The organism is Chitinophaga silvatica (assembly GCF_003419895.1).
Taxonomy (GTDB): domain Bacteria; phylum Bacteroidota; class Bacteroidia; order Chitinophagales; family Chitinophagaceae; genus Chitinophaga; species Chitinophaga silvatica.
The window spans coordinates 856,509-882,836 of the sequence record NZ_QPMM01000002.1 but is presented as its reverse complement, the minus strand read 5'-3'; the positions used below and the strand labels follow the sequence as shown (position 1 = coordinate 882,836).

General features: G+C 39.1%; 18 protein-coding genes. 14 read left to right on the top strand and 4 right to left on the bottom strand.

Annotated features, from left to right (window positions below):
- From DVR12_RS27560 to DVR12_RS07930, 4 genes are all read left to right on the top strand, one after another.
- The coding region (locus DVR12_RS27560; protein WP_158563232.1) for a hypothetical protein at nt 1-1,937 on the top strand (1,937 nt) is incomplete at its 5' end.
- Nucleotides 1,938-1,960: 23 nt separating this feature from the next.
- Nucleotides 1,961-6,193 carry a DUF6443 domain-containing protein gene (locus DVR12_RS07940; protein WP_116975100.1) on the top strand — a complete coding sequence of 1,411 codons (4,233 nt, stop codon included), beginning with the start codon at nt 1,961-1,963 and terminating at the stop codon, nt 6,191-6,193.
- A 19-nt stretch (nt 6,194-6,212) separates the two neighbouring features.
- A complete protein-coding gene (locus tag DVR12_RS07935; protein WP_116975099.1) occupies nt 6,213-6,737 on the top strand; it encodes a hypothetical protein in 525 nt (174 codons plus the stop codon).
- Between the two features lie 167 nt (nt 6,738-6,904).
- Nucleotides 6,905-7,573 (top strand): hypothetical protein, encoded by a 669-nt coding sequence (locus tag DVR12_RS07930; RefSeq protein WP_116975098.1) that lies wholly within the window; start codon nt 6,905-6,907, stop codon nt 7,571-7,573.
- Between the two features lie 398 nt (nt 7,574-7,971).
- Here DVR12_RS07930 and DVR12_RS28060 read toward each other — a convergent pair whose 3' ends face one another.
- Together DVR12_RS28060 and DVR12_RS07920 are read right to left on the bottom strand one after the other, a co-directional pair.
- The gene (locus DVR12_RS28060; protein WP_317126739.1) at nt 7,972-9,159 is read right to left on the bottom strand and encodes a hypothetical protein; all 1,188 of its coding nucleotides are present in this window, start codon (nt 9,157-9,159) and stop codon (nt 7,972-7,974) included.
- A gap of 419 nt (nt 9,160-9,578) precedes the next feature.
- Entirely contained in the window at nt 9,579-10,040 is a 462-nt protein-coding gene (locus tag DVR12_RS07920; protein WP_116975097.1) for a hypothetical protein, read from the bottom strand.
- Between the two features lie 213 nt (nt 10,041-10,253).
- Between DVR12_RS07920 and DVR12_RS07915 the strand changes: the two genes are divergently transcribed.
- The 4 genes from DVR12_RS07915 to DVR12_RS07900 all read left to right on the top strand — a co-directional run bounded on the left by DVR12_RS07915 (nt 10,254) and on the right by DVR12_RS07900 (nt 12,943).
- A complete protein-coding gene (locus tag DVR12_RS07915) occupies nt 10,254-10,583 on the top strand; it encodes a hypothetical protein (RefSeq protein WP_116975096.1) in 330 nt (109 codons plus the stop codon).
- A 65-nt stretch (nt 10,584-10,648) separates the two neighbouring features.
- Nucleotides 10,649-11,452, top strand: coding sequence for an SDR family NAD(P)-dependent oxidoreductase (locus tag DVR12_RS07910; RefSeq protein WP_116975095.1), 804 nt, complete (start codon nt 10,649-10,651; stop codon nt 11,450-11,452).
- A 57-nt stretch (nt 11,453-11,509) separates the two neighbouring features.
- Nucleotides 11,510-12,367, top strand: a complete 858-nt coding sequence (locus DVR12_RS07905) for an RNA polymerase sigma factor (protein WP_116975094.1) — start codon at nt 11,510-11,512, stop codon at nt 12,365-12,367.
- 84 nt (nt 12,368-12,451) lie between these two features.
- Nucleotides 12,452-12,943, top strand: a complete 492-nt coding sequence (locus DVR12_RS07900) for a DinB family protein (protein WP_116975093.1) — start codon at nt 12,452-12,454, stop codon at nt 12,941-12,943.
- Nucleotides 12,944-12,945: 2 nt separating this feature from the next.
- Here the strand turns inward: DVR12_RS07900 and DVR12_RS07895 are convergent, their stop codons facing one another.
- Complete coding sequence (locus DVR12_RS07895; protein WP_116975092.1) at nt 12,946-13,203, bottom strand: hypothetical protein; 258 nt, start codon at nt 13,201-13,203, stop codon at nt 12,946-12,948.
- 98 nt (nt 13,204-13,301) lie between these two features.
- Nucleotides 13,302-13,829 carry a hypothetical protein gene (locus tag DVR12_RS07890; protein ID WP_147323428.1) on the bottom strand — a complete coding sequence of 176 codons (528 nt, stop codon included), beginning with the start codon at nt 13,827-13,829 and terminating at the stop codon, nt 13,302-13,304.
- Between the two features lie 670 nt (nt 13,830-14,499).
- Here DVR12_RS07890 and DVR12_RS07885 point away from each other — a divergent pair.
- From DVR12_RS07885 to DVR12_RS07860, 6 genes are all read left to right on the top strand, one after another.
- Nucleotides 14,500-17,598: a SusC/RagA family TonB-linked outer membrane protein gene (locus DVR12_RS07885; protein ID WP_116975090.1), complete on the top strand. Its 3,099-nt coding sequence runs from the start codon at nt 14,500-14,502 to the stop codon at nt 17,596-17,598.
- Between the two features lie 12 nt (nt 17,599-17,610).
- A complete protein-coding gene (locus tag DVR12_RS07880; protein WP_116975089.1) occupies nt 17,611-19,050 on the top strand; it encodes a RagB/SusD family nutrient uptake outer membrane protein in 1,440 nt (479 codons plus the stop codon).
- Nucleotides 19,051-19,342: 292 nt separating this feature from the next.
- Complete coding sequence (locus tag DVR12_RS07875; RefSeq protein ID WP_116975088.1) at nt 19,343-20,539, top strand: hypothetical protein; 1,197 nt, start codon at nt 19,343-19,345, stop codon at nt 20,537-20,539.
- A 230-nt stretch (nt 20,540-20,769) separates the two neighbouring features.
- The gene (locus DVR12_RS07870; RefSeq protein ID WP_158563231.1) at nt 20,770-23,577 is read left to right on the top strand and encodes a TonB-dependent receptor; all 2,808 of its coding nucleotides are present in this window, start codon (nt 20,770-20,772) and stop codon (nt 23,575-23,577) included.
- Nucleotides 23,578-23,589: 12 nt separating this feature from the next.
- Nucleotides 23,590-24,795, top strand: coding sequence for a DUF4876 domain-containing protein (locus DVR12_RS07865; protein WP_116975086.1), 1,206 nt, complete (start codon nt 23,590-23,592; stop codon nt 24,793-24,795).
- Between the two features lie 2 nt (nt 24,796-24,797).
- Nucleotides 24,798-26,315: a DUF6850 family outer membrane beta-barrel protein gene (locus tag DVR12_RS07860; protein ID WP_116975085.1), complete on the top strand. Its 1,518-nt coding sequence runs from the start codon at nt 24,798-24,800 to the stop codon at nt 26,313-26,315.
- Nucleotides 26,316-26,328: the final 13 nt, after the last annotated feature.

Sequence of the window (26,328 nt, the reverse complement as noted above, 5' to 3'; positions counted from 1 at the left end):
GTACTGCTAATCCCACCTATGCAGTAGCTAATATTCTGAAGAAAATTACTTTTCCGACCGGAGGATACCGGCAGTTTATTTACGAGGGGAATACAGCGCTGTATTATGAAAGTCCGGATAAATATCATCCCGATCCCTCGTTTACTGCTGCCAGAAGTTTTTCCAACAGTACTTTCACAACTGGGAATATTGATCCTGATCCCTGCTTAAAGCAGAATTTTACAATAAGCAGCTACGATGGAGGGGCTTATTTTACATTCAATATTTTAGGATTGAATGGTATTACCTGTACCAATTACAGAGCGGCACTTTTCAGTGTAAGTTCACCATCCGACCTGACTGGTGGTACACAGATTCTGAATTTTGCCAATCAACTTACCGCAGGAAAAGAGCTGAGTAATGGGTATTATAGAATTGAAGTCTATAAACTATCGCCTACCTGTACCATGACGGGTATAAGTGGTACCTGGACAGAAAACACATTAACATCTACCCAGATTAGTGTTCCACAATATGGCTATGCACAGAAAGCAGACAGAAAGGTAGGTGGGGTGAGAGTACAGGAAGTGCGTGATTATGATCCTATAACAGCCAAAACAAGCAGTACTTACTATAAATATCAGCTTTATTCAGTGGATAGTACCCTGACAAGTGGGTTGCTCGTTTCACCAGTGGATATTCTGGGCTATACGACCCTACCAAATGGTTGCTCCTTTGTAAAACTAATTCCTCAAGGCTCCTATCCGTTATCCACCCAGGATAATTCCTTTGTTGTATATCCACAGGTGAGAACCATTGAAAGTGGTAATGGATGGATAGATAACACCTATAGTTATGTAAAGGAGGTGCCGCCGGTTACCAATCCAGAAACCCCGACATTTGATCAGAGTTACATGCGAGGGTTACTTACACAACAGGTATTTTATGATCAGACAGGGAAACTGCTTAAAAAATCTGTTTATGGCTATAGCTACTATTTAAGTACTCCTTCCCAGGTGGGAGTTAGAATTAAACCTTTTTGGGCATTTGATGTAGGGGCATATTCTGATTCCAGACCACCCCTGCATCCTAATGATCCTCCTGCGCTGGTATATTGTGCTACTTATAATGTTGCTCCAAATATTGCTTTGCCAGCATGGGTTAGCGATTCAACTATTACATCCTATGGTGTTGGCACAGGTGTCAGAACCGATTATAACTATATAGCTTACCAGAGGGGTTACCTGCTTAAAAGTGAGGTAACTACTATTAACAATGGGCAAACGAGAACACGAACATATAAATATGCGTCAACACCTCAGGCAGAATTCTTATTTCCCTGGTCGACTAATGAATCTGGTACCACTATCGCAAAGTTAATTGCAAACAATTACAGACAACCAATTGAAATAGTTGATTCTCTGAAACCTGCAACTGGTGCAGGGAGTTTTGTGAAAGGTGACAGATATTACTTTGGAGTATTTAGCGCTAAATATCATGTAGAGAAGATGAGAAGTTATAGTACTCCAACAATATACACAGAATACAATATCAGTTTGTATGATTCCAAAGGTAACCCTATGGAGGTTTCCAGAACAGGAGGCACTACAGAAGTATATCTCTGGGGCTATGGCAGATCAAAGCTGGTAGGCATAGTTAAAGGCGCTTCGTATTCAACGGTTAGTCCTCTGTTTGATCCAACCACACTGGACCAAAATCCTCCGGGGCCAACCACACTGAGAACACAGATGAACCTTATTCGTACAGGGCTGGCATCCACAAAGGCGCAGGTATCTTCCTTTATCTGGCATAGTAGCGATAACTATGATTGGGAGATAGATCCCGCAGGCAAACAGACTACCTATTTTGCTGATTTCCTCGGCAGGCTTTATCAGGTATCTGATTTTAATAATTATATCCGAAAGAATATAGAGTATAAAATAGCTGGTACTAATTAATTCATTCCCTCAAATCAGTAACTATGAAACATTATCTATTAATATTTATACTCTTTCTGGATATAGCAGCAAAAAGCCAGGATGCTACTCCCTTTTTGCCTGCTGCCTATCCTGCCAGTTCAGCTAACTATGTTCGTACCTGGGTTCCGGCAAGGCCGATGACCTCCAGTGATACCTTCTCAATATCGCTAACTACTCCGGCAGTAAAGACCACTACTACCTATCATGACGGATTGGGAAGGCCCATACAAACAGTTGTAAAACAAGGCTCCCTCATTACAGGTGGCACTGCTACTGATATGGTTACATCTGCCATTTATGATGACTTTGGCAGAGAAATTCGTCACTATCTCTCTTTTGGTGCCAATACCACCGGTGGAAATACTTCTGTTTCGGATGGGCTGTTTAAAAAGAATCCTTTTCAACAGCAACAATACTTCTATAGTAATAGTAATGCGGCATCTCCTATTTATGGGCAAGGTGAAACCTTCTACTATTCCAAAACCGATTATGAACCCTCGCCACTTGATAGAGTGTCGAAGGTGTATCCGGAGGGTAATAGTTGGGTGAACGCCGGTAGAGGTATTAAAACACTTTACTGGGCCAATACCCTGGCCGATTCTGTAAGAATATTTACGGTGACAGATGTTGCTGGTAGCTATGGTACTTATGCGACCAGCGCTATTTACGCAGTGGGGCAGCTTAGTAAAACAGTTACGCAGAACGAGCATAACAATCAGGTAATTGAGTTTAAAGACATGGAAGGAAAGCTGATCATGAGCAAAGTGCAACTAACCGCAACAGCCGATGCCGGCCCTGGTACTGGCTATGCGGGATGGCTTTGTACTTACTATATCTACGATTACAAAAACCTGCTACGTGCAGTTATTCAGCCTCGTGGAGTGGAGTTACTCCGAAATGCTGCCTGGGCTTTTTCAACTACTATCTTAAACGAATTTTCATTTCGTTACGAATATGACACCAAAAACAGGCAAGTGATGAAAAGGGTGCCGGGAGGAGGAGACTTCTACACGGTGTATGATATCCTGGACAGAGTGGTGCTAACGCAGGATGCCAATCAGCGTACCTCCAACCAGTGGACCGCTATCAAGTATGATATTATAGATAGAGTTACAAATAAATGGCTCTGGACCAGCACCACCACCCGTGCAGCCCATGCAACATCAGCGGATGCCAGTGGGGATTATCCGACCACTGCACAACTGTCTGGAGCTACTATGCTCTCAGAGGTCTATTACGACGATTACACCTGGGTACCTGCTGGTATAGGGCTAAGCAGTACTTATATTTCCAGTGAAGCCAGTAGCGGGTTTCTTGCAGCCTCGGATGTAACATTTCCTTATCCCAGAGCTATGACAGCTTCTACCACCTATATTAAGGGTTTAATTACTGGTAGTAAGACCCTGGTTTTAGGTACGTCTACTTATTTATATACCGTTACTCATTATGATGATTACGGCAGGCCTATACAAGTACAAAGCAAGAATATTACCGGAGGGGTTGATAAGACCACCACTCAATATAGCTTTAATGGGCAACCACTTGTTATAAAATACAATCATACGGCCACTAATACAAAACCAGGTACTATTACCGTAATTACCCGCAATGAGTATGACAACGAATGGAGATTACTGAATGTTTATAAGAAAATAGATGCCGGTGCAGAAAAGTGGGTGGTAAAAAATGAGTACGATGCTATTGGTAATCTCAAAAAGAAAAACCTGGCTCCCGCGGCAATAGTAGATACACTTACTTATACCTACAATATTCGAGGATGGCTCACTGGCATAAACAAACCGTATGCGAATGGTACACATAGTGATAACGTTTTCGGAATGGAGCTTTCCTATGATAAAACGTTTGCCGCTCCCGGAGGGGGAACTAACTTCAACGGCAATATTTCTGCTGTAATGTGGCGCACTAAAAACGATGGAGAACGTAGAGCTTATGCGTATACCTATGACGCAACAGACAGACTATTAAAAGCCTCTTTTACACAATATACCAGTGCCACCTGGAATACCACCGCAGGTAAAGATTACACCACCCTCATGGGCGATGGTACTACTACCACAACTGCTTACGATGCAAATGGCAATATTCAGAAAATGACCCACTTTGTAGCTCCGTCAACTAAAATAGATGAACTGATTTACAACTATAACGCAATAACAGAGGGGAATAAACTATGGTGGGTAACAGATAACTTCAACAACCCTGCTAGTACATTAGGCGATTTTAAGGAAGTGACATCTGGTCAAACACAAGACTATACTTACGATAACAATGGTAATCTGACAAAAGACAATAATAAAAATATTGCCAGTATTACCTATAACAATTTGAACCTTCCACAAACTATAACTGTTACAGGAAAAGGAAGTATAACATACACGGATGATGCTTCCGGTACCAAAATCAAGAAAACAGTAACCGAAGGTACTACAACTACTACTACCATGTATATTGGGCCATTCCAGTATTTAAGGGATACACTTTTACAATTCGCCCACGAAGAGGGCAGAGTAAGGCGCAAGCCAGATGGTAGTTACGTATACGACTATTTCGAGAAAGATCATTTAGGTAATGTTCGCGCCTCCCTTACCGAAGAAACGACAGTGGTACCCTATATCGCTGCCGGTATGGAACCTGTGAATGCCGCCACAGAAAATACTTATTATACCAACATAGAAGAAACGAGAGCTAAGAAGCCTATGGACTATCCGGTTAAGGATAGTAGTAACCTGTTTGCAGCAAAACTGGATGGAGATCAGAAGAAAACAGGTCCATCTATTCTCATAAAGGTAATGGCTGGTGATACTATCAGTATGGTGGCCAATAGCTGGTATAAATTTAAAGATGGCAATAAGAACACACGTAAAATACCCCTGGAGGAAATGGCTTTATCTCTTGCCGGAGTAGCATCTGGTACTGCCGATAAACTGGCTACTTCAGCATCTATGGCTGCTAATCCCCTGGCTGCTGCAATTTTCTCCTTGCTCAAATCCAGAGACTCAGAAACACCTGCCGCTAATACTAAACCTAAAGCCTATCTGAATTATATATTGCTCGATGAAGATCTGAAACCAATAGAAGATGACACTACTGATATCTTCCACCGTAAAGATTACAAAGGCTTCATGCGGGTAGGCGAACCAGGCGAAATAACTCAGCATATCAAAAACAAATGGGTGGTAGAAAAGAGTGGCTACGCCTATATTTTCACCAGCAATGAAACTCCCCAGGCTGATGTGTATTTTGATGATATAGGGATTATGGCACTTACTGGTTCCTTGCTCAATGTAACACATTATTACCCTTTTGGATTGGTGATAGACGGAATTAGTTCCCGGGCAACAGGGAAGCTGGAGAACAAGGTACTATTTAACAGTAAAGAGTTACAGCGGAAGGAATGGAATGATGGATCAGGACTAGAACTATACGATTTTGGAGCCAGGTTTTATGATCAGCAGATTGGAAGATGGCATAATCTGGACCCTATGGCTGATAAGTATTTCAACTTATCACCATTTAATTATGTCAGGAACAATCCGTTGAAATTTATTGATCCGAATGGAATGTCACCACTAGATAACTATAAATTACTGAGAAATGGTAATATTCAACTAATAGAAAAGACAATGAGTAATACTGACAGATTATATGCAACCGATAAGAATGGTAATATTATTTCTAGTAAATCGGTAAGTTTAAGCAAAGGAGTTTTAGTATCCGATGAAATTACAGGTAGAAACCTCAAAATGCAAGATGGCAACTTAATCCACTACAATGTATATGAATCGAGTAATAACTCTGAGGCATTGAATTTATTCAAATTTGCATCAAATAATACAGATGTTGAATGGGGGCTGAATAGATTTATGGATGAACAGAATTTTATCACTACTTCACATAATAAGTCAGGAAATGAAGGATCAATTGGATTATTTTATGATAAACGTTTGAATATTAATCCTCCACTATTGGAACAAATACATAGTCATCCTAATGGGATACATTATCCTTCAGGAAGGGTACCTGAAGGTTCAAATATAAGTCGAGGAGGTGATATATCAAACGCCAAATTTTTAAATCGATTATATCCAAATAGTACTATTAATTATAGTATCTATACTCCTTCAGATGGACAAATGACACCTTATACAAGCGAGTCATTCATGCCTCCATTACCTGAGATAATCATTACACCAAATAAAAATCGAAAAAACTAGGAATCCTAATTTGAATTGTATGCAGAAAATTATTTTCATTCTCTTAGTTATTTTAGTAACCAATAGCTATAATTGTAATTCTGTGAATGCGCATTTTACTATGCAAACTAGATCGGAGCGTTTAATAGAATATCAGGTAGATAAATGTGTGTATGATTTACTATTATCTATAGTTTTATCAAATAACCAATTTTATTCTCCATCAAAGTATTATTATTCATTTGAGTTTCATATTGATAAAGAACGCAGAGAATTATATATAGCGCCGGAAATGTGGAATAATGCCAGAACTTTGGCATATAATGGTGTTATTTGTATAAAAGGAAATATGTTTCTGTGTAAAGGGAATTATGCAGAGGATCCATTATTTAAAAAAACAAAAAATACGATAAACGTTACATTAAAGCTATCAAAAAATGAGGTTGGATTATTACAGAATTTTAATGAACCTTCATTGGAAGGAACAATGAATATTTGTGAAGGGATTCCTCTAGATATAAGTGTTTATACAAAAGGTAAGATATCAGGATATTCTACTAAATAGTTTTTGTCGATAGAGCTTGTAATTGTTGAAGCGGAATTGCCGATTACAAATTTTATATTATTGAAACGGTTTAAGAAAAACTGAATACGAAGCCATATTTGTTGAAATTTTGTTGAAATATCACAAGATGAGATAAATGCGACAGTCATCAACATAAATTCAGTAGAATGAAATTGCTATTTAAGTACCTAATTACAATATCAATCGCAACACATCCAGGCAATTTATTTGGACAAAGTGATAGCCTTTCAATGTTTGATTTTATTTATAATAAACTTTATAAAAATATTGCAGCATATAATATTAGATTCGCTAATATTCAATTAAATGGGAGAGATACTAAAGACCTAGTAGAAGATGGGTTTGAGTATTATAACGCATTTTTACCCGATAATGGATATAAACTTGCTATGGAAATTAGTGAGAGTAATTTAATTTATCCTAATAAGGAATACAAGGTATACAAGGTGTATGTAAATAATTTCAAATATGTAGATTCTGCCCATCATGCAGTCCGTAAGCTATTTGACGTTTGGACTAGAAAAGATTTTTTGGTGGCAGTTTCTCAAAATAACAATCGGTACTCTATTAAGTATTTAAGTGGTCAATTTTTTCCGTCAAAAATAATAAGTGACTTTAATACTACTCTCAATAACCCTACTTCCTATATCGATTACTTGAATTATAGAATGTATGAATATCAAATGAATAATATTTCTTTTGATAGAAAAGTCGGAGCTAATTTATATTTTAATGGATATTCAGATGTATTAGGAAATAAGGTTACCATCTTATTAGAAGAGAATAATATAGAAAGCCCCAAAATTTTGCAATAGTTGATAACTATAATCAGCTTCTCGGAAATATTGTAGTATAAATCGCAAATTTTGGTTCAAGCGTAATCAATACCTTATATTTGTATTGAAAGGTGAAGAAGTACTAATAAGTGTGTAAAAAGAACATTCTTTTAGGAATTTGAAAAAGTGCGACACTCAATTGACACCCAAGGTTTATAACACATTGATATTCATCCCCGGTTCGAATCCAGTTCTGGGCACTAAAGAGGCTTGTAAATCGAAAGGTTTATAAGCCTCTTTTCTTTTTCGTATAGTCTCAAAAAAATATAAGGTCAGAGGTCAAGTTGAAAAGTAATACTTACCAATATCTTTAACACGAAAAAACCTTGCAGAATAAGCTTCTGCAAGGTTTTAAGTAGAATAATTCCGATGATTTCCTATTGAGGAATGTTATAGAATTTACACACAGCAGCATAATCGTTGTAATCGGGATGCACCGCTTGTCTGCCAGCAACGCTACCAGGAATCAGGATGTAACGGTATTGTAGTGATAATGGTAACTCAATACTGCCACTGTTATCATAGGTAAAGCGTGTAATAAGTATATTACCTATCTCCGGAATAAATGAAATGAGACTAACAGTGCTACCACCCGCAGAAGCGGTATAAGGCAACACCTCTGTTCCACCTCCAAACTGAAGATATACCATTATTGCTCCTGTACTAAAAATGTTTGCCGTTAGGCTAGGTGCCGCTAAGTCAACTACCCACAGATTAGATTCATCTATCATCGTATCCCTTGGGTTAGAAGCATATTTCCAGGTGGAATAAATCACATTGGCGGTTCCTGCAGGACCTTGAGGGCCTTGTGGACCTACTGGTCCCTGTGGACCTGCCGGGCCTTGTAATAATAAACCAGCACCCCATGCGCCGGCAGTTTTAGGGCCATACAGTACATAGGTAGATTTATCCAGGTAATAATCGCCATTATTTCCTGTGGTGGCGGTAGGAGCGCCTGTACCACTAAGAATCTGGCTACCTGCTGCTCCAGTTGCTCCAGTTGCACCAGTTGCTCCTGTAGCACCTGTAGCACCTGTAGCTCCAGTTGCCCCAGTAGCTCCTGTTGCCCCCTTTGGACCGGTTGCTCCGGTTGCTCCGGTTGCACCAGTTGCTCCAGTAGCTCCTGTTGCTCCTTTTGGACCGGTTGCTCCAGTTGCGCCAGTTGGACCTGTTGCGCCAGTTGCTCCGGTTGGACCGGTTGCTCCGGTTGCACCAGTTGCTCCTGTTGCTCCGGTAGCTCCAGTTGCTCCGGTAGCTCCTGTAGCACCAGTTGCTCCAGTTGCACCCTTTAAACTAATAGGAGTTCCCCAGCCATTTGCAGTTTTTGGCCCGTAAAATTGTGAAGTGGAGAGGTTTAGATAGAAATCGCCGATACTGCCCAACGTTGCAGCAGGAGTTCCGTCTCCACTGTAAATCTGTGAACCAGCGGGTCCTGCTACCCCTTGAGGACCGGGTGCTCCTTGCTCCCCCTGTACCCCTGGTATTCCTTGGTCCCCTTTTTTACAGCCCATCCAAACAAAAAGTAAAATGATAAAAAACATGGTTATTTGTAATAGCCGTTTCATATTAGATAGTTTTTTTGGAGTGAAATGGATTTGTATTCAGTGATTTGGAAATATGAAGTAACAATAATGAGTAAAAAATGGTTGCAGGAATCGCCAATAACTATGTGGCCAGTACGGAAACGTACCAGTTTGGGGGGCAAAAAACAGTAAAAATGCGCAAAGCTGCCGCGCTACATTATAATTGGTACCTGGATTTAATGCAATGAAAATCCAGGTTTTCTGAGGTATATTTTTAAACAAAACACCCTTGTAGAAGCTTATTCTACAAGGGTTTAAGCAATATAATAACTGCCTGTCAGAGCAGATCTTCTCTAAAATATAGTTATGAACTGTATCATCAAGAAATTACGGTATACCAACCATCCTCGGCATGCCCTATAAACTTAATTTAATACAATTAATGGAAGCTAATATTGATATTATGCTTCATTCTTCTTTAATTCATCAATTTTAGCAGTCTGTTTACTAATATCCTCGTTCAACTTCTCAACATATTTTTTTGATTTCGCTATTTTCTCTGACTGTTTATGTGCATCATTGGCATACTTACTGGCATCCTTTGCAGAACGGTTTGCCTGCTTAGAGAGTTTTTCATTTCCGGCTTCCTCTTTATTCAGATTTGAAGCATCCTGCTTAGCAGTTCTCATTGCTTTTTCTGCCTTATCATTCAATTTTTCGGCTTCGGCAATCATTTTTTCCTGACTAAGTGTTTCATTCGCTGCTTTCAGTTTAAGCGAGTTTAATTTAAGTTCTTCATTCAGGATTTCTTTTTCTTTTTTCAATTTGGCGATATAGGCTTTGTCAACATTTTGGGCCATAGCTCCAAGGGAAGTCAATAAACTAATTGAAAGTGCGCAGACAACTTTTAAAATTCCTTTCATAAATAGGTATTTGGTTTGGCGGCAGGTTTGCAAGAAGGGTGCCAGAATTCAGTTGTCACTACGTCTTATCCTTAGGTATAAAAGTTCTGAAATATAAATTCCCTGCCTTTATTTTTCTTTTACACTTAAATGTATCAGCTTTGCAGTAACAACTGTTAACTTGTTTTAAGAACATTGCATAGGTAACCCAATGCTTCATTTAGAAGCATTTTTATGGAACACATTAGTATTAACCCGATTTTAAATGGTAAAATGTATTATCTCTTATTTTCTGTTGAGATAATCGGTTCATTAACAATTTATACACTGGTAATTGATAGTCAATCTATTCTACTTTCAGATATTTTACCTACTGAAGTAAATATATTTAGTATCATCTGGGGTACTTATTTTAATCAGAAAATTCTTTGGGGAGTAGATGGAAGAATACATACAGATGAAGCACTTGAAGTATGCCATGTTTGTTACCAAGAATTGTACAAAGCATCCTTATTAAAAGAAAAGCCTAAACCTCAAAGGGGATGGCTGAATAAGGGAAAGTAAAATTTATTTACAAATTTCCCGATCGTTTTGCCCGACTTAATCGTCAGAAGAGAAAGCAAAACAAAATGAATAGTTTAAAAGACAAAGTAGCCGTAATATTTGCAGCTTCAGGAGAAATTGCCGGAGCAGTTGCCCGTTCACTCGCTCAACATGGTGCAATCGTCTATGTTACTGCGCTGAATTTAGATGCTGTAAAAACATTGGCCGAGGAAATTAATACCAATGGAGGTATCGCTAAAGCAGCGAAAGTAGATGCTCTGAATGAAACGGAGATCGACAACTACCTACAAAAGGTGGTAGCTGAAAATGGGAAACTGGATATGGTATTTAATGGGATCGGAAGCTATTACAAAGATGCAGGCAGTGGTACACCTACTACTGTGGTCACATTCGAACAATTCATGAATCCATTGCAAAGGATTTGTGGATCACAGTTCCTCACTTCACGTGTAGCTGCAAAGTATATGATCCAAACAGGTTCTGAAGGCACCATCTTACTCTTAACCGCATCAATGGCAAAAACCAAGACCCCTAATATGGCTGGTTTTGCTTCCGCCTGCGCTGCAATTGAAGCCCTTACCAGGGTAATGGCAGCTGAATTCGGACAATATGGAATAAAGTCGATCTGCCTTTGTTCCGGTGCGTTGCTCGAGACAAAAAAGATTCAGGGAATGATTCATGATTTTGCAGAACTCTCAGGCATCAGCGAGCAGGAAATGACCAAACGATATACCATGCATGATATCCTCAAGGCGAAACCAACATTAAAACAATTAGGCGAAACAGCTGCTTTCCTCGTTTCTGAAAATGGAATTGCATTCAATAGTCATGTTATTGATTTCGATTGCGGCAAACTGAATGTATTATGATTTATAATCGGGTTGCAGAAACATGCAACCCGATTTAATTATTTATTAAATTGAAAAATGGAAAAAGAGGAACTACTCAAAAATGCCATTGCAGGAGATATTAATTCATTTCAAACATTATTTGCTGAATTTCAAAATCAGCTGAAATCATATCTCTACCGCCTACTCACAGATCGGAATGATGTAGACGATCTGACACACGATACATTTATCAAAGCATTTGATAAAATATCAACCTTTAAACAAGACTCTACTCTTAAGACCTGGGTATTTAAAATAGCCACCAATCTGGCTTATGATCATTTAAGAAAATTAAAACGCTGGCCTGTAAACGCTCAGGACCAGGGAGCCAATTTAGCCATCAGTACTAAAGAGGTCAGCCAATCGTTCCGCGTTGTTCATCAGTCATTCAATGCTGCTGCTTATGAGATGCGGGAACATATAGACTTTTGCTTCACCTGCATCTCAAAAACTTTACCTATAGAAAATCAGGTAGCTCTGATTTTAAAAGATATCTATGATTTTCAGGTCAGAGAAATTTGCCAGATTCTGGATAAAACAGAAGGAGTTGTAAAACATCTGCTGGGTGATTCCCGGGAAACAATGACAAATATTTTTGATAACAGGTGTGCCCTGGTAAATAAAAATGGGGTCTGCGATCAATGCAGTCAACTTAACGGAATATTTAATCCCAAACAAAATCAACAAGAGGAGCGAATGAAACTCGAGTTGGTAAAGGAATCGAAAAAATTTAACAGGTCTGAGCTTTATAAATTGAGAACAATACTTGTAAAAGCAATTGATCCTTTACGCAGTTCGGGAGCCGATCTTCAGGATATAATTATGAGATGTACCAGAACGGCAATAGGTGATGTAAGCGATTTTTTTGATACTGCTAAGAATAAGTCAAATTAAAAATTTTACTTTTTTTAAACCTACTGACATACTGTTGTCACTTCGGCATCAGAAATTTGTATTCTAATAAAAACCTGTAAAATTATGTCTGCAACAAACGTAGCATTAGCTGTTATTACACCTGAAGATCTTTTAAAACGCTGGCAAGGACACCGTGGCTTAACCCGTCGTGTAATCGAGGCATTTCCTGAGAAGGAATTGTTCGAATTTTCACTTGGAGGCATGCGCACTTTTGCAGGACTTGCTTTGGAAGTCTCAGGAATAGCTACCGGAATTGATGGTTTGGCTTATGGTAAATGGCAACCTTGGGAGGAAATTATGGCCAAAGAAGCAACAATTAAAACCAAAGCTGAGCTCTTAGCTTTCTGGGATGAGATCACAGAAAAGATTAATCGTGAATGGCCGGCAATGACCGTTGAACGTTTTAATGTAACAGAGAATTCCTGGGGCTTTTATCAGGGGCCGGTAATTTCTATTTTGAATTATTTTATCGACAATGAAATTCACCATCGTGGACAGGGGTATGTTTACCTAAGAACTTTAGGTATAGAACCTCCTGCTTTCTATGAACACTAAGGTTATGGATTCATTTTATCCAGAATCTCCTGCCAGATGAGGCGAGCGATCTGTTCCTGTTCAACTGTTTTCAGTTTCTCTTTTAGAGTGAGGCTGCCATTATAGTTAAACTCCAGATGTCCCGGAATAAAATCAGGATCAGGATGGGTATCAGTTACAGGATCAACCGAATAGGTTGTAGATTCGTTCTGTTCATCAACCTTCACATGAAAACGGTAAGGTTTGTCATCTATGTACACAGTGATATCGGTGGTAGTCATTGTACTAATGTTTTGTTTATTACAAACTCCCCCCTTCACTGGTTGAATATTTATTAAAAAAGCCGTCTCCACGCTGTAGAGACGGCTTTTTTTGTGATTTACAATGGTATGCCTGTATAGCTTATTGCGTCGCCATTCCAGATATAAATAGCGTTTTTGCCTTTGTCGTGACGTGCAACATACCAATCCTTATTTTCGATTGCATTTTTCAGGACAATCGGATAATCGGATTTCCCGGTGGTGGTCCAGCGACCGCGACGTTGTTCTCCATACGCCTCCCAGTAATAAGTTCCGTCTGCATTAATATGGAGGGGCTTCACACGTGCATTAACGTTAACCACCATAGTCTGAACTCCAGCTGTCGTAGTAACATAAAATGCATCTGTCACCCCCGTTTTCCATTTACGGATAAAAAACAGTAAATCTTTTGTACCAACTGTCTTAGAAACAGAAGAGCCTGACGTTGTACCTGGGGTACTGTTTACAACAGCAGCTGGTTTGTTGTTTTCCTGAGAGAGATCACGGCCCTTGTAAGGTGTTATCTCTTTTGATTGATGAGGTGTAATCTGTGCCTGAGAAAAGTGAAAGCTGCCAACAACTACAGCTGTTAGTAAAACATACTTCATAATGGAATATTTGGTTGTAGGTTTTTTAGTGCAAAACAGAAACATCTAATTTAATATAAATTATTATTCCATTAGCTGAATACCAAGTCATGTTAGGATATATTCAGAATCTCATTATCGTTTTACCACTTGTCATCGGAAAAAATATTGATAAACCACTTGCTAAGCGAGTGGCTTTTTTTATGCACTTAACTTGTTTTGTAAACAAATGGCTCAATACCACTCTGATTCCTCATTTAATATTTTGTATACATTTTCATAAGCTACTTACAGACATTATACGTGGAAAATCATGATATTATTGAGAATCAAGCTATCACATAATTATCTAGTACAAAAATTAAAATAGAAATAAAATTTTTGTGTTTACATAAAACTTATATATTTGTTTACATAAAGATTGAATTAAAATCAGCGTAATTCCACTAGAGTCGGAAAAACTACCTACTGAAATAGGACAATCCGCTTATTAATTGCTGCTTTTTAAAGTTTCCCGTTGAAAAACGGGCCGGTATTGTATTGAGGTAAAAATTTGACTAACATATAAAAGGAAGCCTATGGCCAACAATTAGACTATGCACGCGTTTTTCGCACGCACCTTTTTGCCCATGTCGGGCACGTATGCCGATCAATCAAAATCAACATTTCTTCATCTTCTATTTTAACACGTATGGATTACAGGATTCATATTGAGAATGGCCTTCGCATTTCCAGACTGGCGAAGATGGCCGCAGTTTGCTCGGTTGTAGCCGGCACATTAGCTGCATCCACCAATGCCTATGCAAGTGCCATTCGTTCCGCATCACCACTGTCCTATACCGTAATGAGTGTGAGCGGTATCGTTAAAGACGCTGCCGGTACTCCAATGCCCGGTGTAGTCGTAGCCGTTGCAGGTACATCACAAGCTGCTGTAACTGATGACCAGGGCCGCTACCACTTCAATCAGGTACCTGATGGTGCTACCCTTGTTTTTAAAATGCTAGGTTATGTAACCATAGAACGCCCTGCCGACAAAAACGTGATCAACGTTACTTTGCAGCAGGATGTTCGTACGCTCAATGAAGTTGTAGTAAAAGATGGTTACCGTGTCACCACTGTTGCCGCCAGCACCAGCGCTATCGGTTCAGTAAATTCAAAGGTGATGGAAAACAAACCTTTCGCAACTTTTGGCCAAACCTTACAAGGACAGATTGCCGGTCTTTCTGCTCCTACTACTTCCGGCCAGCCTGGTGCTGCTCTGGATATACGTATCCGTGGTCTGGGCTCTTTGTCGCTCAACTCAAATCCTCTGATCGTAATCGATGGAATGATAGTGAACTCCGGAAAGCTTGGCTATAACATGACTACAGCCAACGCACTTTCTGGTCTGAACCAAAACGATATTGAAAGCATCGATGTACTCAAAGATGCTGCAGCTACAGCCCTTTATGGTTCTCGTGGTAGCACTGGAGTTATCATCATCACCACCAAACGTGGTAAATCCGGTAAAACACAAGTGCGTGTAGACGTCGAAAAAGGATTCTCCAGCCAAATGGCTCCTCCGGCCGCCGGACGCCCATTATCTGGTCCGCAATACGCCGAACTGTTCCGCGAAGCACTTAAAAATGGTGGTGCTACTCAGGCTGATATCGATTCTAAAGCTGAAAGCTATGGTCTGAATAGTGGAAAATATTACGACTGGTACGACCTCGTAACCCGTCAGGGCCAGCAACAACAATATAATGTAAGCTTCAACGGAGGAACAGAGAAAACTAAAATCTTTGGTTCTGCCGGTTACTACAACCAGGAAGCTACTACTATAGGTGCCGATCTTAAACGTATTTCAGGTTTATTCAACTTCGATCATGAGTTAAATAAACGTATGACCCTATCTGCAGGTATCAATGTATCCAATGTAGGGCAGAATACTCCAACCAGCACCAACTACTCATCAAATCCAACCTGGGCTTCACGTGCTTTACGTCCTTTCCAGCGCCCTTACAATGATGATGGGTCCATCAATTCTAATACTCAGGGTGAAACTAATTTCTCCAGTATCTATAATCCATTATGGATTGTAAAGAACGATAAAAAGTATCTTTCTGAAACACGTTTACTCGGCAACATTAAACTGAAATGGAATATCTGGGATAAATTAAATTATACCTCTTATTTCAGCTCCGATTACAATACACTTGAGGAAACTTCTTTCTTTAACTCCACAATGGGAGAATATGCAGGTCAGAAAGGACGGAGTAAAAACTATTATGTTCGTTACTTCAACTGGCTGACACGTAACCAATTCGATTATCGTTACGATTTCAAGGGAGTTGAAAACTTCTATGCCACTGCAGCTGTAGGGTATGAAGCACAACGCTCCAAAGAATACCTCCTTGCCGCTGATGGTATCGGTTTCCCTGCTGCACACGATGGTCTTACCGCCTTAACAAATGCAGCTACACCAGTAGGAACTTATGGACAGTATAGCAATTATTCATTCGTAACATTATACGGATTACTTGATGTAAACTATCGCAACAGATTTGCCATCAACTCATCTATCCGTCGCGATGGCTCTTCCCGCTTTGCTGCCAATAATAAATATGCAAACTTCTATTCTATTGGCGGTACATGGAACGTACACCAGGAAGAATTCTTCAAACAACAACATATCCTGTCGTTCCTGAAACTACGCTCTTCCTACGGTACTACCGGTAATGCCAATCTCGGAAACTACGACTGGGTTCCACAAGCCAGCTATGGTGCTACTTTCGGGTATGCCGGACTTAATGGTCAGCAATACAATGTAATCGGTAATATTGATTTGCGTTGGGAAACTGCCAAAAAGTTCGATGTAGGGGCTGATTTCGGATTTGCAAATGACCGTTTCATGCTCACTGTAGATTACTACCGCAATAATATCGATGGACTGATTCGTCAGGTACCAACTTCCTACACTACCGGATTTGGTGCTGTAAATCAGAATCTCGGTGCAATGATGAACAAAGGATGGGAATTTACTTTGAAAGGGGATGTTGTCAGATATAACGACTTTACCTGGTATACCAACTTTAACCTGGCAATGAACCGTAACGAGATTACCAGACTCCCAGCTAACACGCCTGTACTGAACAATCTTTACTATCTGAAAGAAGGTTATAACTACAGCACTTATTACATGAAAGAGTATGCAGGTGCAGATCCTGAAAATGGTGATCCATTATATTATACTGATGGTACCCATTCTTCTAAAACCAACAACATTGCTAATGCTCAGTATGTAGTACTCGATCGTCAGGCTATTCCTAAGTATACAGGTGGTTTCAATAACGTTTTCTCTTATAAAGGAATCACCCTGGGTGTAGACTTTACTTATAACCTGGGCTATTGGGTTTCCAGCAATCAGGATGTTTATTTTACTAATGGTTCTAATTATCTCTATAATAAATACCAGTATATCTACGACAACCGATGGACTCACCAGGGTCAGGAAACTTATGTTCCTAAGTTCACTACCAAAAGCGATAACTCAGTTAGTACCTATCGCCTCTACAAAGGAGATCATATCCGACTGAAAAACATCAGCCTGGGATATGACTTCAAAAACATCAACATAATCCGTCAATGGGGCGTAAACAAATTATATGTATACGGAAGGGCAACCAACCTGCATACCTGGACATTTGACGACCGTCTGCCTTTTGATCCGGAAGTGAGCTTTGGTGGTGCGGATTCTCAAGGTATGTTGCAGTTCAAAACATACACCTTAGGTATCAATGTTGGATTCTAAAAATTGCGACTCATGAAAAGAACAAATGCATATATATCTGGTCTGCTCCTTGTAGCAACAATGGCCACTTCATGTGGTAAAGACTTTCTGAAAGAAGATCCTTCCGTGGGTGTTTCTGTAGATGGCGCTATTCTGAATGAAAGTAACATGGTCGAGGCATTGGCTGGCACTTACCGCATCCTCGACAACTATTACCTTTTTGGTCGTAATACCCTGGTATGGGGCGACCTGCTTGGCGACAATACTTACATCAGTGCTTCAAACTCTGGCCGTCTGCTGCCTTATAACAATTACACGTATGTATCTAATAATGCCGAAAACCTGCAACAATGGTCACAGAGCTATTTTGCAATTCTGCAGGCGAATCGTGTAATAGCTACCAAACTGCCGGAATCGAACAATGTGAATCAGTTTAAGGCCGAAGCCTATACACTTCGTGCATTACTGTATTTGAACCTGGTAAACTACTACGCTAAACCAGCAACTGTTTTCCCGGATGCTGATGGTGTACCTGTTGTTACCGTACCAACCAATATTGGTGGTGCCCTTATCAAACCAGCAAGAGCTAAAGTGTCTGAAGTATATGATCAGATCATTTCCGATCTGAATACCGCTTTTACCATCATGCCGGAAACTTCAAGCACCCTACATGCCAACAATACCAATTTCATTACCAAATATGCTATTAAAGCATTGCAGGCAAGAGCATATCTCTATAGAGGAGATTATGAAAATGCTAAAAGTGCAGCACTTGCAGTAGTAGAAAAAGGTGGCTATACACTGGCAGCAACCCAGGCAGCTTTCAATTCGTACTGGGGTTCCAATGTAGCCCGTGCAGATAAGTTGGAAACAATATTCGAGATCAATAATTCCACTACTGCCAATAACGGCCAGGAAGGAATCGACTGGATGTATTCACGCACCAACTTTGGGGATGTTCTTGTAACCGATGATACCTACGCATTGTATGCCGCCACAGATATCCGTCGCAACCTCATCGTACAGGCTCCCCGTGGTACCAATACCGTGAATTACATCAACAAATACCAGAATACAGCTAATGCAGATCGTGACGAAGTTAAACTGCTTCGCTATGCTGAAGTATTACTTACACTTTCTGAGTCTTATTACCGTCTTAAAGATGAAGGAAATGCACGCCTCTACTTAAATATGGTGGCTCAAAAAAGAGATCCATCTTTGGTTGCCTATACTTTTACCGGAGACGAATTGTTTAATGCCATCATTACCGAACGTCGTAAGGAATTAGCTTTTGAAGGATTACGATTCTTTGATCTGAAAAGATTGAATGTAGACTTCACCCGCCAGAATATGGGCGCTAAAGCATATACATCTTTCGAGAATGTGAAAAAAACAGATACACATCTTCAATTACCTATTCCTGAATTGGAGACTGCTAATAATCCAAATGTTTCACCGAATCCTGGATATTAATTTTGATTCTCTTAAATAGAATACAATTCCTCCCGCTTATAACGGGAGGAATTGTTGTTTTAGGGAAATCAGGTATTTATGAATTATCTTACCATTAATCGGATTTCCAATTAGCAGAAAAAATTGTTTTCTTTATACCAATCAGGAGAAGTTAGCGGACAGAATTTATGCTCATCGCCGGCAAATTAGTCAGAGTTCCATTTTAGATTCTCATCCCCAAAAATCGATTTCCAAATATTTATTTTTGCTATTTTCGTTTACTATTATAGTTAACCTTTCATTTCTATATCATATGAAACTATTTAGCAAATTATTCTTTGTAGCAATTGCCTGCCTATTATTTTCCCGTTCTCATGCACAAACTAGTAACCAGTATTTTAAAGTAAAGGGAGATAGTAGCCGATATTACCCTGTTGTGGTCACCGATTCAGGCTGGCGAGTTAATACAGCATCAGAAATTACTATTGGCAGATCCGATGCTCACACTGATAAACCTTCTTTTTATGGTTCTATCATTGCAACCTTTAGGTATCATACTACCAACTGGGGGCATGGTTCCAACTTTATTACTGCAGATATACGGCAGTTTCAGAATCCTCTTTATATTCCATTTGTTGCAAGCTTCAGAGATGCTTCCTTCGGAAATGGAACCAGATCAATTATTATCTGGCTTAGAGGTAATACATCCTACTATTTCACCTCTAAATATAAAGAGCAGCTTACAGTTTACGATGGCGAAACAAACCCACTTCCTTATGTTGAAATGTATAACTCTGATCAGATTCTCCATAATTATAAAACCGGAATAGATCAATGGCTTAATTCAAATGGGTCTTATTATACCGGGGATGTTTATCAAATGGGGAGTCTTAATTATTACACAGGGAAAGTTGGTCTGGGAACTAATGTTCCGGTTTCCAAACTAGATATAGTTTCTAACACAAACTGGACTTCCTCCAGCTGGGGCAGGTCTATGAAACTATACAAAGGGGGGTCAATTGAAATGGATGCCGGCTTACGCAAATTCGGTATGGGTGCCAGTAGCGATACTTTACTGTATATCTTTTCTTCCGAAACAGATACAATTGTAAAACCAGCCAACTATAACTTTATAATGCATTACAATGGTAACATCGGGATAGGAACATATCCAAGGGAAGGTTATAAAATGGCGGTAGAAGGAATGCTGGGAGCCAGAAGAATTAGAGTAACACAACAATCGGGATGGGCCGACTTTGTCTTCCATCCAGACTATAAACTCCCTTCACTTGGAGATGTTGAAGCATTTATCAATAAAAATGGTCATTTGCCCGATATTCCAACAGCCGAAGAAGTAAAGGAAAATGGAGTGGATGTTGGAGAAATGAATCGCCTGCTGTTGCAAAAAGTTGAAGAACTCACACTTCACCTGATTCGACAAGAAAAACTGATAGCAGGACAACAGGAAGAAATTAAAGATCTTAAGAAGAAGATTGAAAATCAACATTAGAAATTGCTTTCGCAGGGCTGGCTACTAAAAGTCAGCCCTTTTTAAAACATAAAACTTTACTGAGACCTGAATCAACCTTTACAAAGTACTTCCCACACTTCCCCGGTACCCAAATTCTCCATTGATCGAATCGGGAAACCCAATGATCCAATCCGGAATTTCTTATTGCTGATAAGCGCCAATTCATGGAATTGGTCAACTCGATTTTCTACTTTTGCGCAAATCAAATTTTGTTAAAAAGAGAAGTGAATTGTACCAACTGTAGAAAGTTTCTGAATCTTGTAGCGCTTTTTATCTTATTGCCAACAAGTATATTAGCACAACATGCTACTGGAATATTATCCGGCCATTTATGGGATAAGGATAGTTCCCGGGTCACCGATTCTGTCATTATTCTTGCTAAGAAAGATCAGGCTACTTATCGCACCGTCAGTGATACTAAAGGAAATTTCTCCTTTGGCGAACTTCCATTTGGTACATATAAAATCAACATACAAAGTATTCTCTTTAAAACTCAGGAAGTCAACATTCATCTACATAAAGATCAAAATCTGGAGTTAATAGTAGAAAAGATCCAGAGAACTTTAGCTGAAGTATATGTTACCGCCAACGAATCAAAAGGGATGACCAGTTCTTCCATCATAGATCGTAAGGCAATGCAACATCTTCAACCCTCCAGCTTCACAGACTTACTGGAATTACTGCCTGGAGGCAGAGCTAAAGATCCAAAGCTTACTTCAATGAATCAGATCAGATTGAGAGAAGTAAGCGACGCACCTGCCTCTAATTATGATATTTCATCTTTGGGTACTGCATTCCTTATAGATGGTAGCCCAATCAATACAAGTGCAAATCTGCAAAGTGCTGCAGCCTATTTTGCTTCAGACCCAAATTCATCAAGAAACTCAGTTAACAAAGGCGTAGATATGCGCACCCTGTCTACCGACCAGATTGAAAAGGTTGAAATCATTCGTGGTATTCCTTCCGTAGAATACGGAGATCTGACAAGTGGTCTTATCAAAATAGAACGTATAAAAGGTGCTACACCTATCAATGCACGTATGAAAACTGATGGTTTCAGCAAACTTTTTGCCGTAGGAAAAGGTTTCGATCTTCCTACCCAACAGCTAACAATTAATGCAGATTTAGGTTACCTGACATCCAAAGCCGATCCTACCAGCAGTTTCGAAAATTATAAAAGAATTAATGGTAGTCTGCGTCTTGAAAAACATTGGGTAAATAGTCGCTATTTATTAAAATGGAATACAGCAATAGACTATTCAAGCAATATAGATAACAAACGCACAGACCCGGACAACAGTTATGCATTGACTGATAAATATAAATCAACTTATCAGAGCTATGGCCTCGCAACGGGGATCAAATCCGAAATAACCAAACCTAATAGTTTATTGAAATCCTGGGAAGTTTCAGGAAAATTGAATTATCAGCACGACAAAATTGATGTTATTCAATGGACCCAAGCCAGAACTGCCACTGTATTACTTAATTCACTGCAGGCCGGAGAACATGACATACAATATCTCACTCCCAGCTATGCTGCCGAATTTACAGCAGATGGTAAGCCTATAACAGCTTTCCTTAAGGCAATGACACAACTGATGTTTTATACATCCGAGCTGCAGCACCAGCTTAAACTAGGTACGGAAACAAACTATAGCAAGAACCTTGGTAAAGGCCAGATTTACGATATCAACTACCCTTCCAACATCAATGCTGTATCATCAGCAAGACCCAGAGCTTTTGACACCATTCCGGGAATGCTAAATCAATCTGCTTTTGCAGAAGACATGGTTACCTTCAGTATTGGTCGTCATAGCTTTGCAACCTCTGTGGGTATACGAGCAATGATGCTTGCCGGAATGAGTAACAAATATAGTATCGCAAATAAAGTTTATTTCGATCCCCGCATCAATACTAAATGGACTTTACCAAAAGTATTTGTAAATAACAAACCTTTAAGCATTACACTAGGAGGAGGATATGGATTACATACCAAGATGCCAACTACAGATCAGTTACATCCTAATGCACAATACATAGATATTGTACAATTAAACTTTTTCCACAACAATCCAGCCTTCAGAAAAGCTAATGCCGTTACATATATCAACGACAGAACCAATTACGACCTTCAGGCCGCGATCAATAAAAAGTTTGAGTTAAATGCCGATTTTGCATTAAATCAGAACAGATTAACAATTACCTGGTTCAGAGAAAAATTAACTTCCGGGTTCCGTACTACCAATCAGTATAACGCATATTCATATAAAAAGTACAATCCAGCTTCCGTTGATGCCGCCAACCTTGAAACACCTCCTTTAACCAGTGATTTTACCTATGAACTTCTCAGCAGATATTATAATACCTCCACTTTCACTAATGGCAGTACTTTAATAAAAAATGGAATAGAATTTCAATTTTCCTCCAGACGTGTTCCTGTAGTAAATACACGGTTTACTTTAAATGGAGCATACCTGAGAAATACTTACATAAATACATTCCCTTTCTATAAAATCAATCAGGAAATCACTGTTAATAAAAACGTGGCCCAATATGTTGCGCTTTATAACGATACCGATGGTAGCTTTAAAGAGCAATTTAATACCAACATTACTACCGACAGCTATTTGCCAAAATTAGGGCTTACACTCTCTGCATCTATTCAAAGTATGTGGTTTACCGCAAGCCAAAATGCATGGAAATCCGGTACTCCAGTTCAATACACTGATATAGATGGGAAAACACATCCTTTTACTGAAGAAAGTAAAAATGATCCTAATGTCAATTATTTTAATGAAATATATAACGAGAGCCTTTTTCGTAGAAATAGAGTGCCAATCGATTTACAGGTAAATATAAAGGCATCTAAAGATTTTAAGAAAAAAGCAACTATTTCCATGTTTGTCAATCGCTTGGTAACCTATACTCCTGACTATACTGCTTATGGAATACTCAGGAAAAGAAGCGGCTTCAACTCCCCTTATTTCGGAATGGAATTAAACTTCAATTTTTAAAGATATAAGCATATGCATGTAACTAAACAATTCCTGGGTTTATTGGCAATAGCAGGATTAATAAGCTTCGCTTCCTGTAAAAAGGATAATGTTTCAATAAACAAATCAACAGTTGACGTATCTCTCAAAAATCCGGAAGGATTAAAGGATGTTAAGACATCAAACATTACAATTGATTTCAAAGAAATTAATAGCGGAGCAGTTACCAAAATCAATATTTCAACTGCAAACGATTTGGCTAATATCACCTTACCAGATGGATCTTATGATGTAAGTCTGGATGGAGATGTAGAGTATAATTTGGATGGAACAACTCAAAAAAGTAAGATTCGGGGATTTCAATCTGGTGTTGTAGTTAAAGGAGGTAAGGTTTCTCTTAATATTCCTTTATTCCTCTATAATATTAATTCAAGCTTTATCTTCAAGGAAATATTCTTTACAGGAACAGTTACGCCTGAAGGGAAACAATACAATGGGGATAAATACTTCATTCTTTATAATAATTCTGCAGATACCCTCTATGCCGATGGCCTGGTAATAGCTGAAGCTTCATTTCTCAGTACTACCAAAAGAGTATACACACCCGATATTATGGCAGAAGCATTTACTGCAGGATCTGTAGTAATGATACCAGGAACAGGTAAGCAATATCCTGTATACCCAGGCAAACAAATAGTTATTGCCAACAATGCCATTAATCATTTAGAGTATAATGCCAATTCCATGGATTTGAGAAAATCCGATTTTGAATTATCTCTTATCTCTTCCATTGATGTAGACAACCCGGAAGTTACAAATCTTATTAATGTTACCTCTGCGATGACTATGCATAATCGCGGCTTTAAAAGTTATGTACTGGCAAGATTTCCTGAAGGTACTAATGCCGAAAGCTTCAAAGGAAATAATCTTTATTCCTATTCCTACATTAACACAACAGGAAGCACTACTACTTCACAAGGCTACAAAATCCCTAATACATGGATTATTGATGCTGTAAACCTCTCGGTACCCGCTGTATTTGAATGGATACTTACCTCTCCGGCACTGGATATGGGATGGACTTACTGTGGTAAGAAAGATCAGGATAATGAGCGGTATGGCAAAAGTGTAAGAAGAAAAGAATTATCTACAAATCCAGATGGCCGGGTGATTCTGAAAGATACCAACAACTCAACGAATGATTTCGATCCCGAAGTTAAACCATCATTAATGCCATAATTATGTACTGGCAATCAAACATATTAGCAATCATTATCCTGGGCTTCAGCCTTACAGCTAAGGCCCAGGATTCTACCATTGTTCCCCTGGTGAAAGAACAAACTTCTGCAGTCGTAGAACTCCGGGATGATATCTATACCAGCCCCTCACTTAGAGTATACCAACGCCAAAATACCTATTCACAATTAGCTACCTCATTCCGAAAGTATACTCAAAATCAATACCTTCAGCAGGAAGGAAGCGGAAACCAAACATTTACGGTTTATTCAGAAACTTATCAGAAATACCCAAATAGCCTGACAATATGGGGAAATGCTTACTATAACAGTCAACAACTTTATAATGTAAAGTTTAACGAAACTGCCGACTATCACTTAGTATACCCTTATGTAATGGCCGATTCGGTTGGTGGAAATCTGAAAGCTGAAACATATGCATTCAGTGGTGGAATGGCCAAAGAAATAGGAAGGTATCAACTCGGCTTTAATATTGATTACAGAGGTCTGCAATCGTACCGCGACAGAGATCCCCGACCAAAAAACATTTCATCTGAAATTAATTTAGCTCTCTCCGCTTCGAGAAAAATATCCGACAAATATGCCCTGGCGCTGGATATTACAGGCACGAAATATAATCAAACCAACAAACTTACCTTTGTAAGTGAGTTAGGGCAGCCATTGGTATATCATGATGCCGGCTTAGGTGTTTACAATCAACTTCTCTCTGGTTCTCTTACCAGTGCGTGGTATAATGGAACGGGCTACAAAATAGGACTAACAATTAGTCCGGTTTCGTACCAGGGATTTTTTGGGGGCGCCATTTTGCAAAATTCAACCATCAGGAAAAAAACAAGTAAACTACAAGGTGTGGAAGTATATGATGCAGGGGAAATACAGGAACAAATTGTAAGTGCCAACACAGGATATCTTTTAGAAAAAGATAAGCATCAATTTATAATAAAAGCAACAGCACAATCAGTTAAAAGAAAAGGTATTGAAGCCATTTTTGATGTTAGGGATTCAGAAGTGGGTATTTATAAAATATCATCAGCTCCCCGCTATTTACATCAATACGAAATCTATAATCTTAGAGGCGTTTACGGAAGAACTGGTGGAGTAATAGATTGGTATGCCGGCTTAGAAGGATCTTGGGAAGATCATCAGCAAAAATATGCGCTGCCTGATAGGGAAATGGCTTATCAACATGCTAATGTAAATGCAGATCTTACCTTACGTAAACAACTAGGCTCTACCCTTTTAACGCTAACGGGAAATATTCAGCGTAAAGAAAATCTTAGCAATAATTTTTTTTGGGGGAATATCGACTCTAAGACCGCTATCTATAGCATGCTAAATAGCAATTTTACATACCTTACTACATCAACTACTGGTTATGGTGGTAGCATCAGAATTGATTTTCCGGTAACAAAAAAACTAGCCTGTTATCTTAAAGCTGCATATGATGTAAAAACATCAATAGAAAAGCAATCGTTCAATATCCTTGCAGCCTTTCAATTTTAATTGACAGTATTCC

What these genes read in the sequence shown, in the direction of transcription:
- DVR12_RS07860 (WP_116975085.1), top strand. Translation starts at nt 24,798, where the DNA reads ATGTACTGGCAATCAAACATATTAGCAATCATTATCCTGGGCTTCAGC.
- DVR12_RS07940 (WP_116975100.1), top strand. Translation starts at nt 1,961, where the DNA reads ATGAAACATTATCTATTAATATTTATACTCTTTCTGGATATAGCAGCA.
- DVR12_RS07865 (WP_116975086.1), top strand. Translation starts at nt 23,590, where the DNA reads ATGCATGTAACTAAACAATTCCTGGGTTTATTGGCAATAGCAGGATTA.
- DVR12_RS07920 (WP_116975097.1), bottom strand. Translation starts at nt 10,040, where the DNA reads ATGAAAGGAATTTTAAAAGTTGTCTGCGCACTTTCAATTAGTTTATTG.
- DVR12_RS07895 (WP_116975092.1), bottom strand. Translation starts at nt 13,203, where the DNA reads ATGACTACCACCGATATCACTGTGTACATAGATGACAAACCTTACCGT.
- DVR12_RS07915 (WP_116975096.1), top strand. Translation starts at nt 10,254, where the DNA reads ATGGAACACATTAGTATTAACCCGATTTTAAATGGTAAAATGTATTAT.
- DVR12_RS07875 (WP_116975088.1), top strand. Translation starts at nt 19,343, where the DNA reads ATGAAACTATTTAGCAAATTATTCTTTGTAGCAATTGCCTGCCTATTA.
- DVR12_RS07880 (WP_116975089.1), top strand. Translation starts at nt 17,611, where the DNA reads ATGAAAAGAACAAATGCATATATATCTGGTCTGCTCCTTGTAGCAACA.
- DVR12_RS07885 (WP_116975090.1), top strand. Translation starts at nt 14,500, where the DNA reads ATGGATTACAGGATTCATATTGAGAATGGCCTTCGCATTTCCAGACTG.
- DVR12_RS07900 (WP_116975093.1), top strand. Translation starts at nt 12,452, where the DNA reads ATGTCTGCAACAAACGTAGCATTAGCTGTTATTACACCTGAAGATCTT.
- DVR12_RS07910 (WP_116975095.1), top strand. Translation starts at nt 10,649, where the DNA reads ATGAATAGTTTAAAAGACAAAGTAGCCGTAATATTTGCAGCTTCAGGA.
- DVR12_RS07930 (WP_116975098.1), top strand. Translation starts at nt 6,905, where the DNA reads ATGAAATTGCTATTTAAGTACCTAATTACAATATCAATCGCAACACAT.
- DVR12_RS07905 (WP_116975094.1), top strand. Translation starts at nt 11,510, where the DNA reads ATGGAAAAAGAGGAACTACTCAAAAATGCCATTGCAGGAGATATTAAT.
- DVR12_RS07935 (WP_116975099.1), top strand. Translation starts at nt 6,213, where the DNA reads ATGCAGAAAATTATTTTCATTCTCTTAGTTATTTTAGTAACCAATAGC.
- DVR12_RS28060 (WP_317126739.1), bottom strand. Translation starts at nt 9,159, where the DNA reads ATGAAACGGCTATTACAAATAACCATGTTTTTTATCATTTTACTTTTT.
- DVR12_RS07890 (WP_147323428.1), bottom strand. Translation starts at nt 13,829, where the DNA reads ATGAAGTATGTTTTACTAACAGCTGTAGTTGTTGGCAGCTTTCACTTT.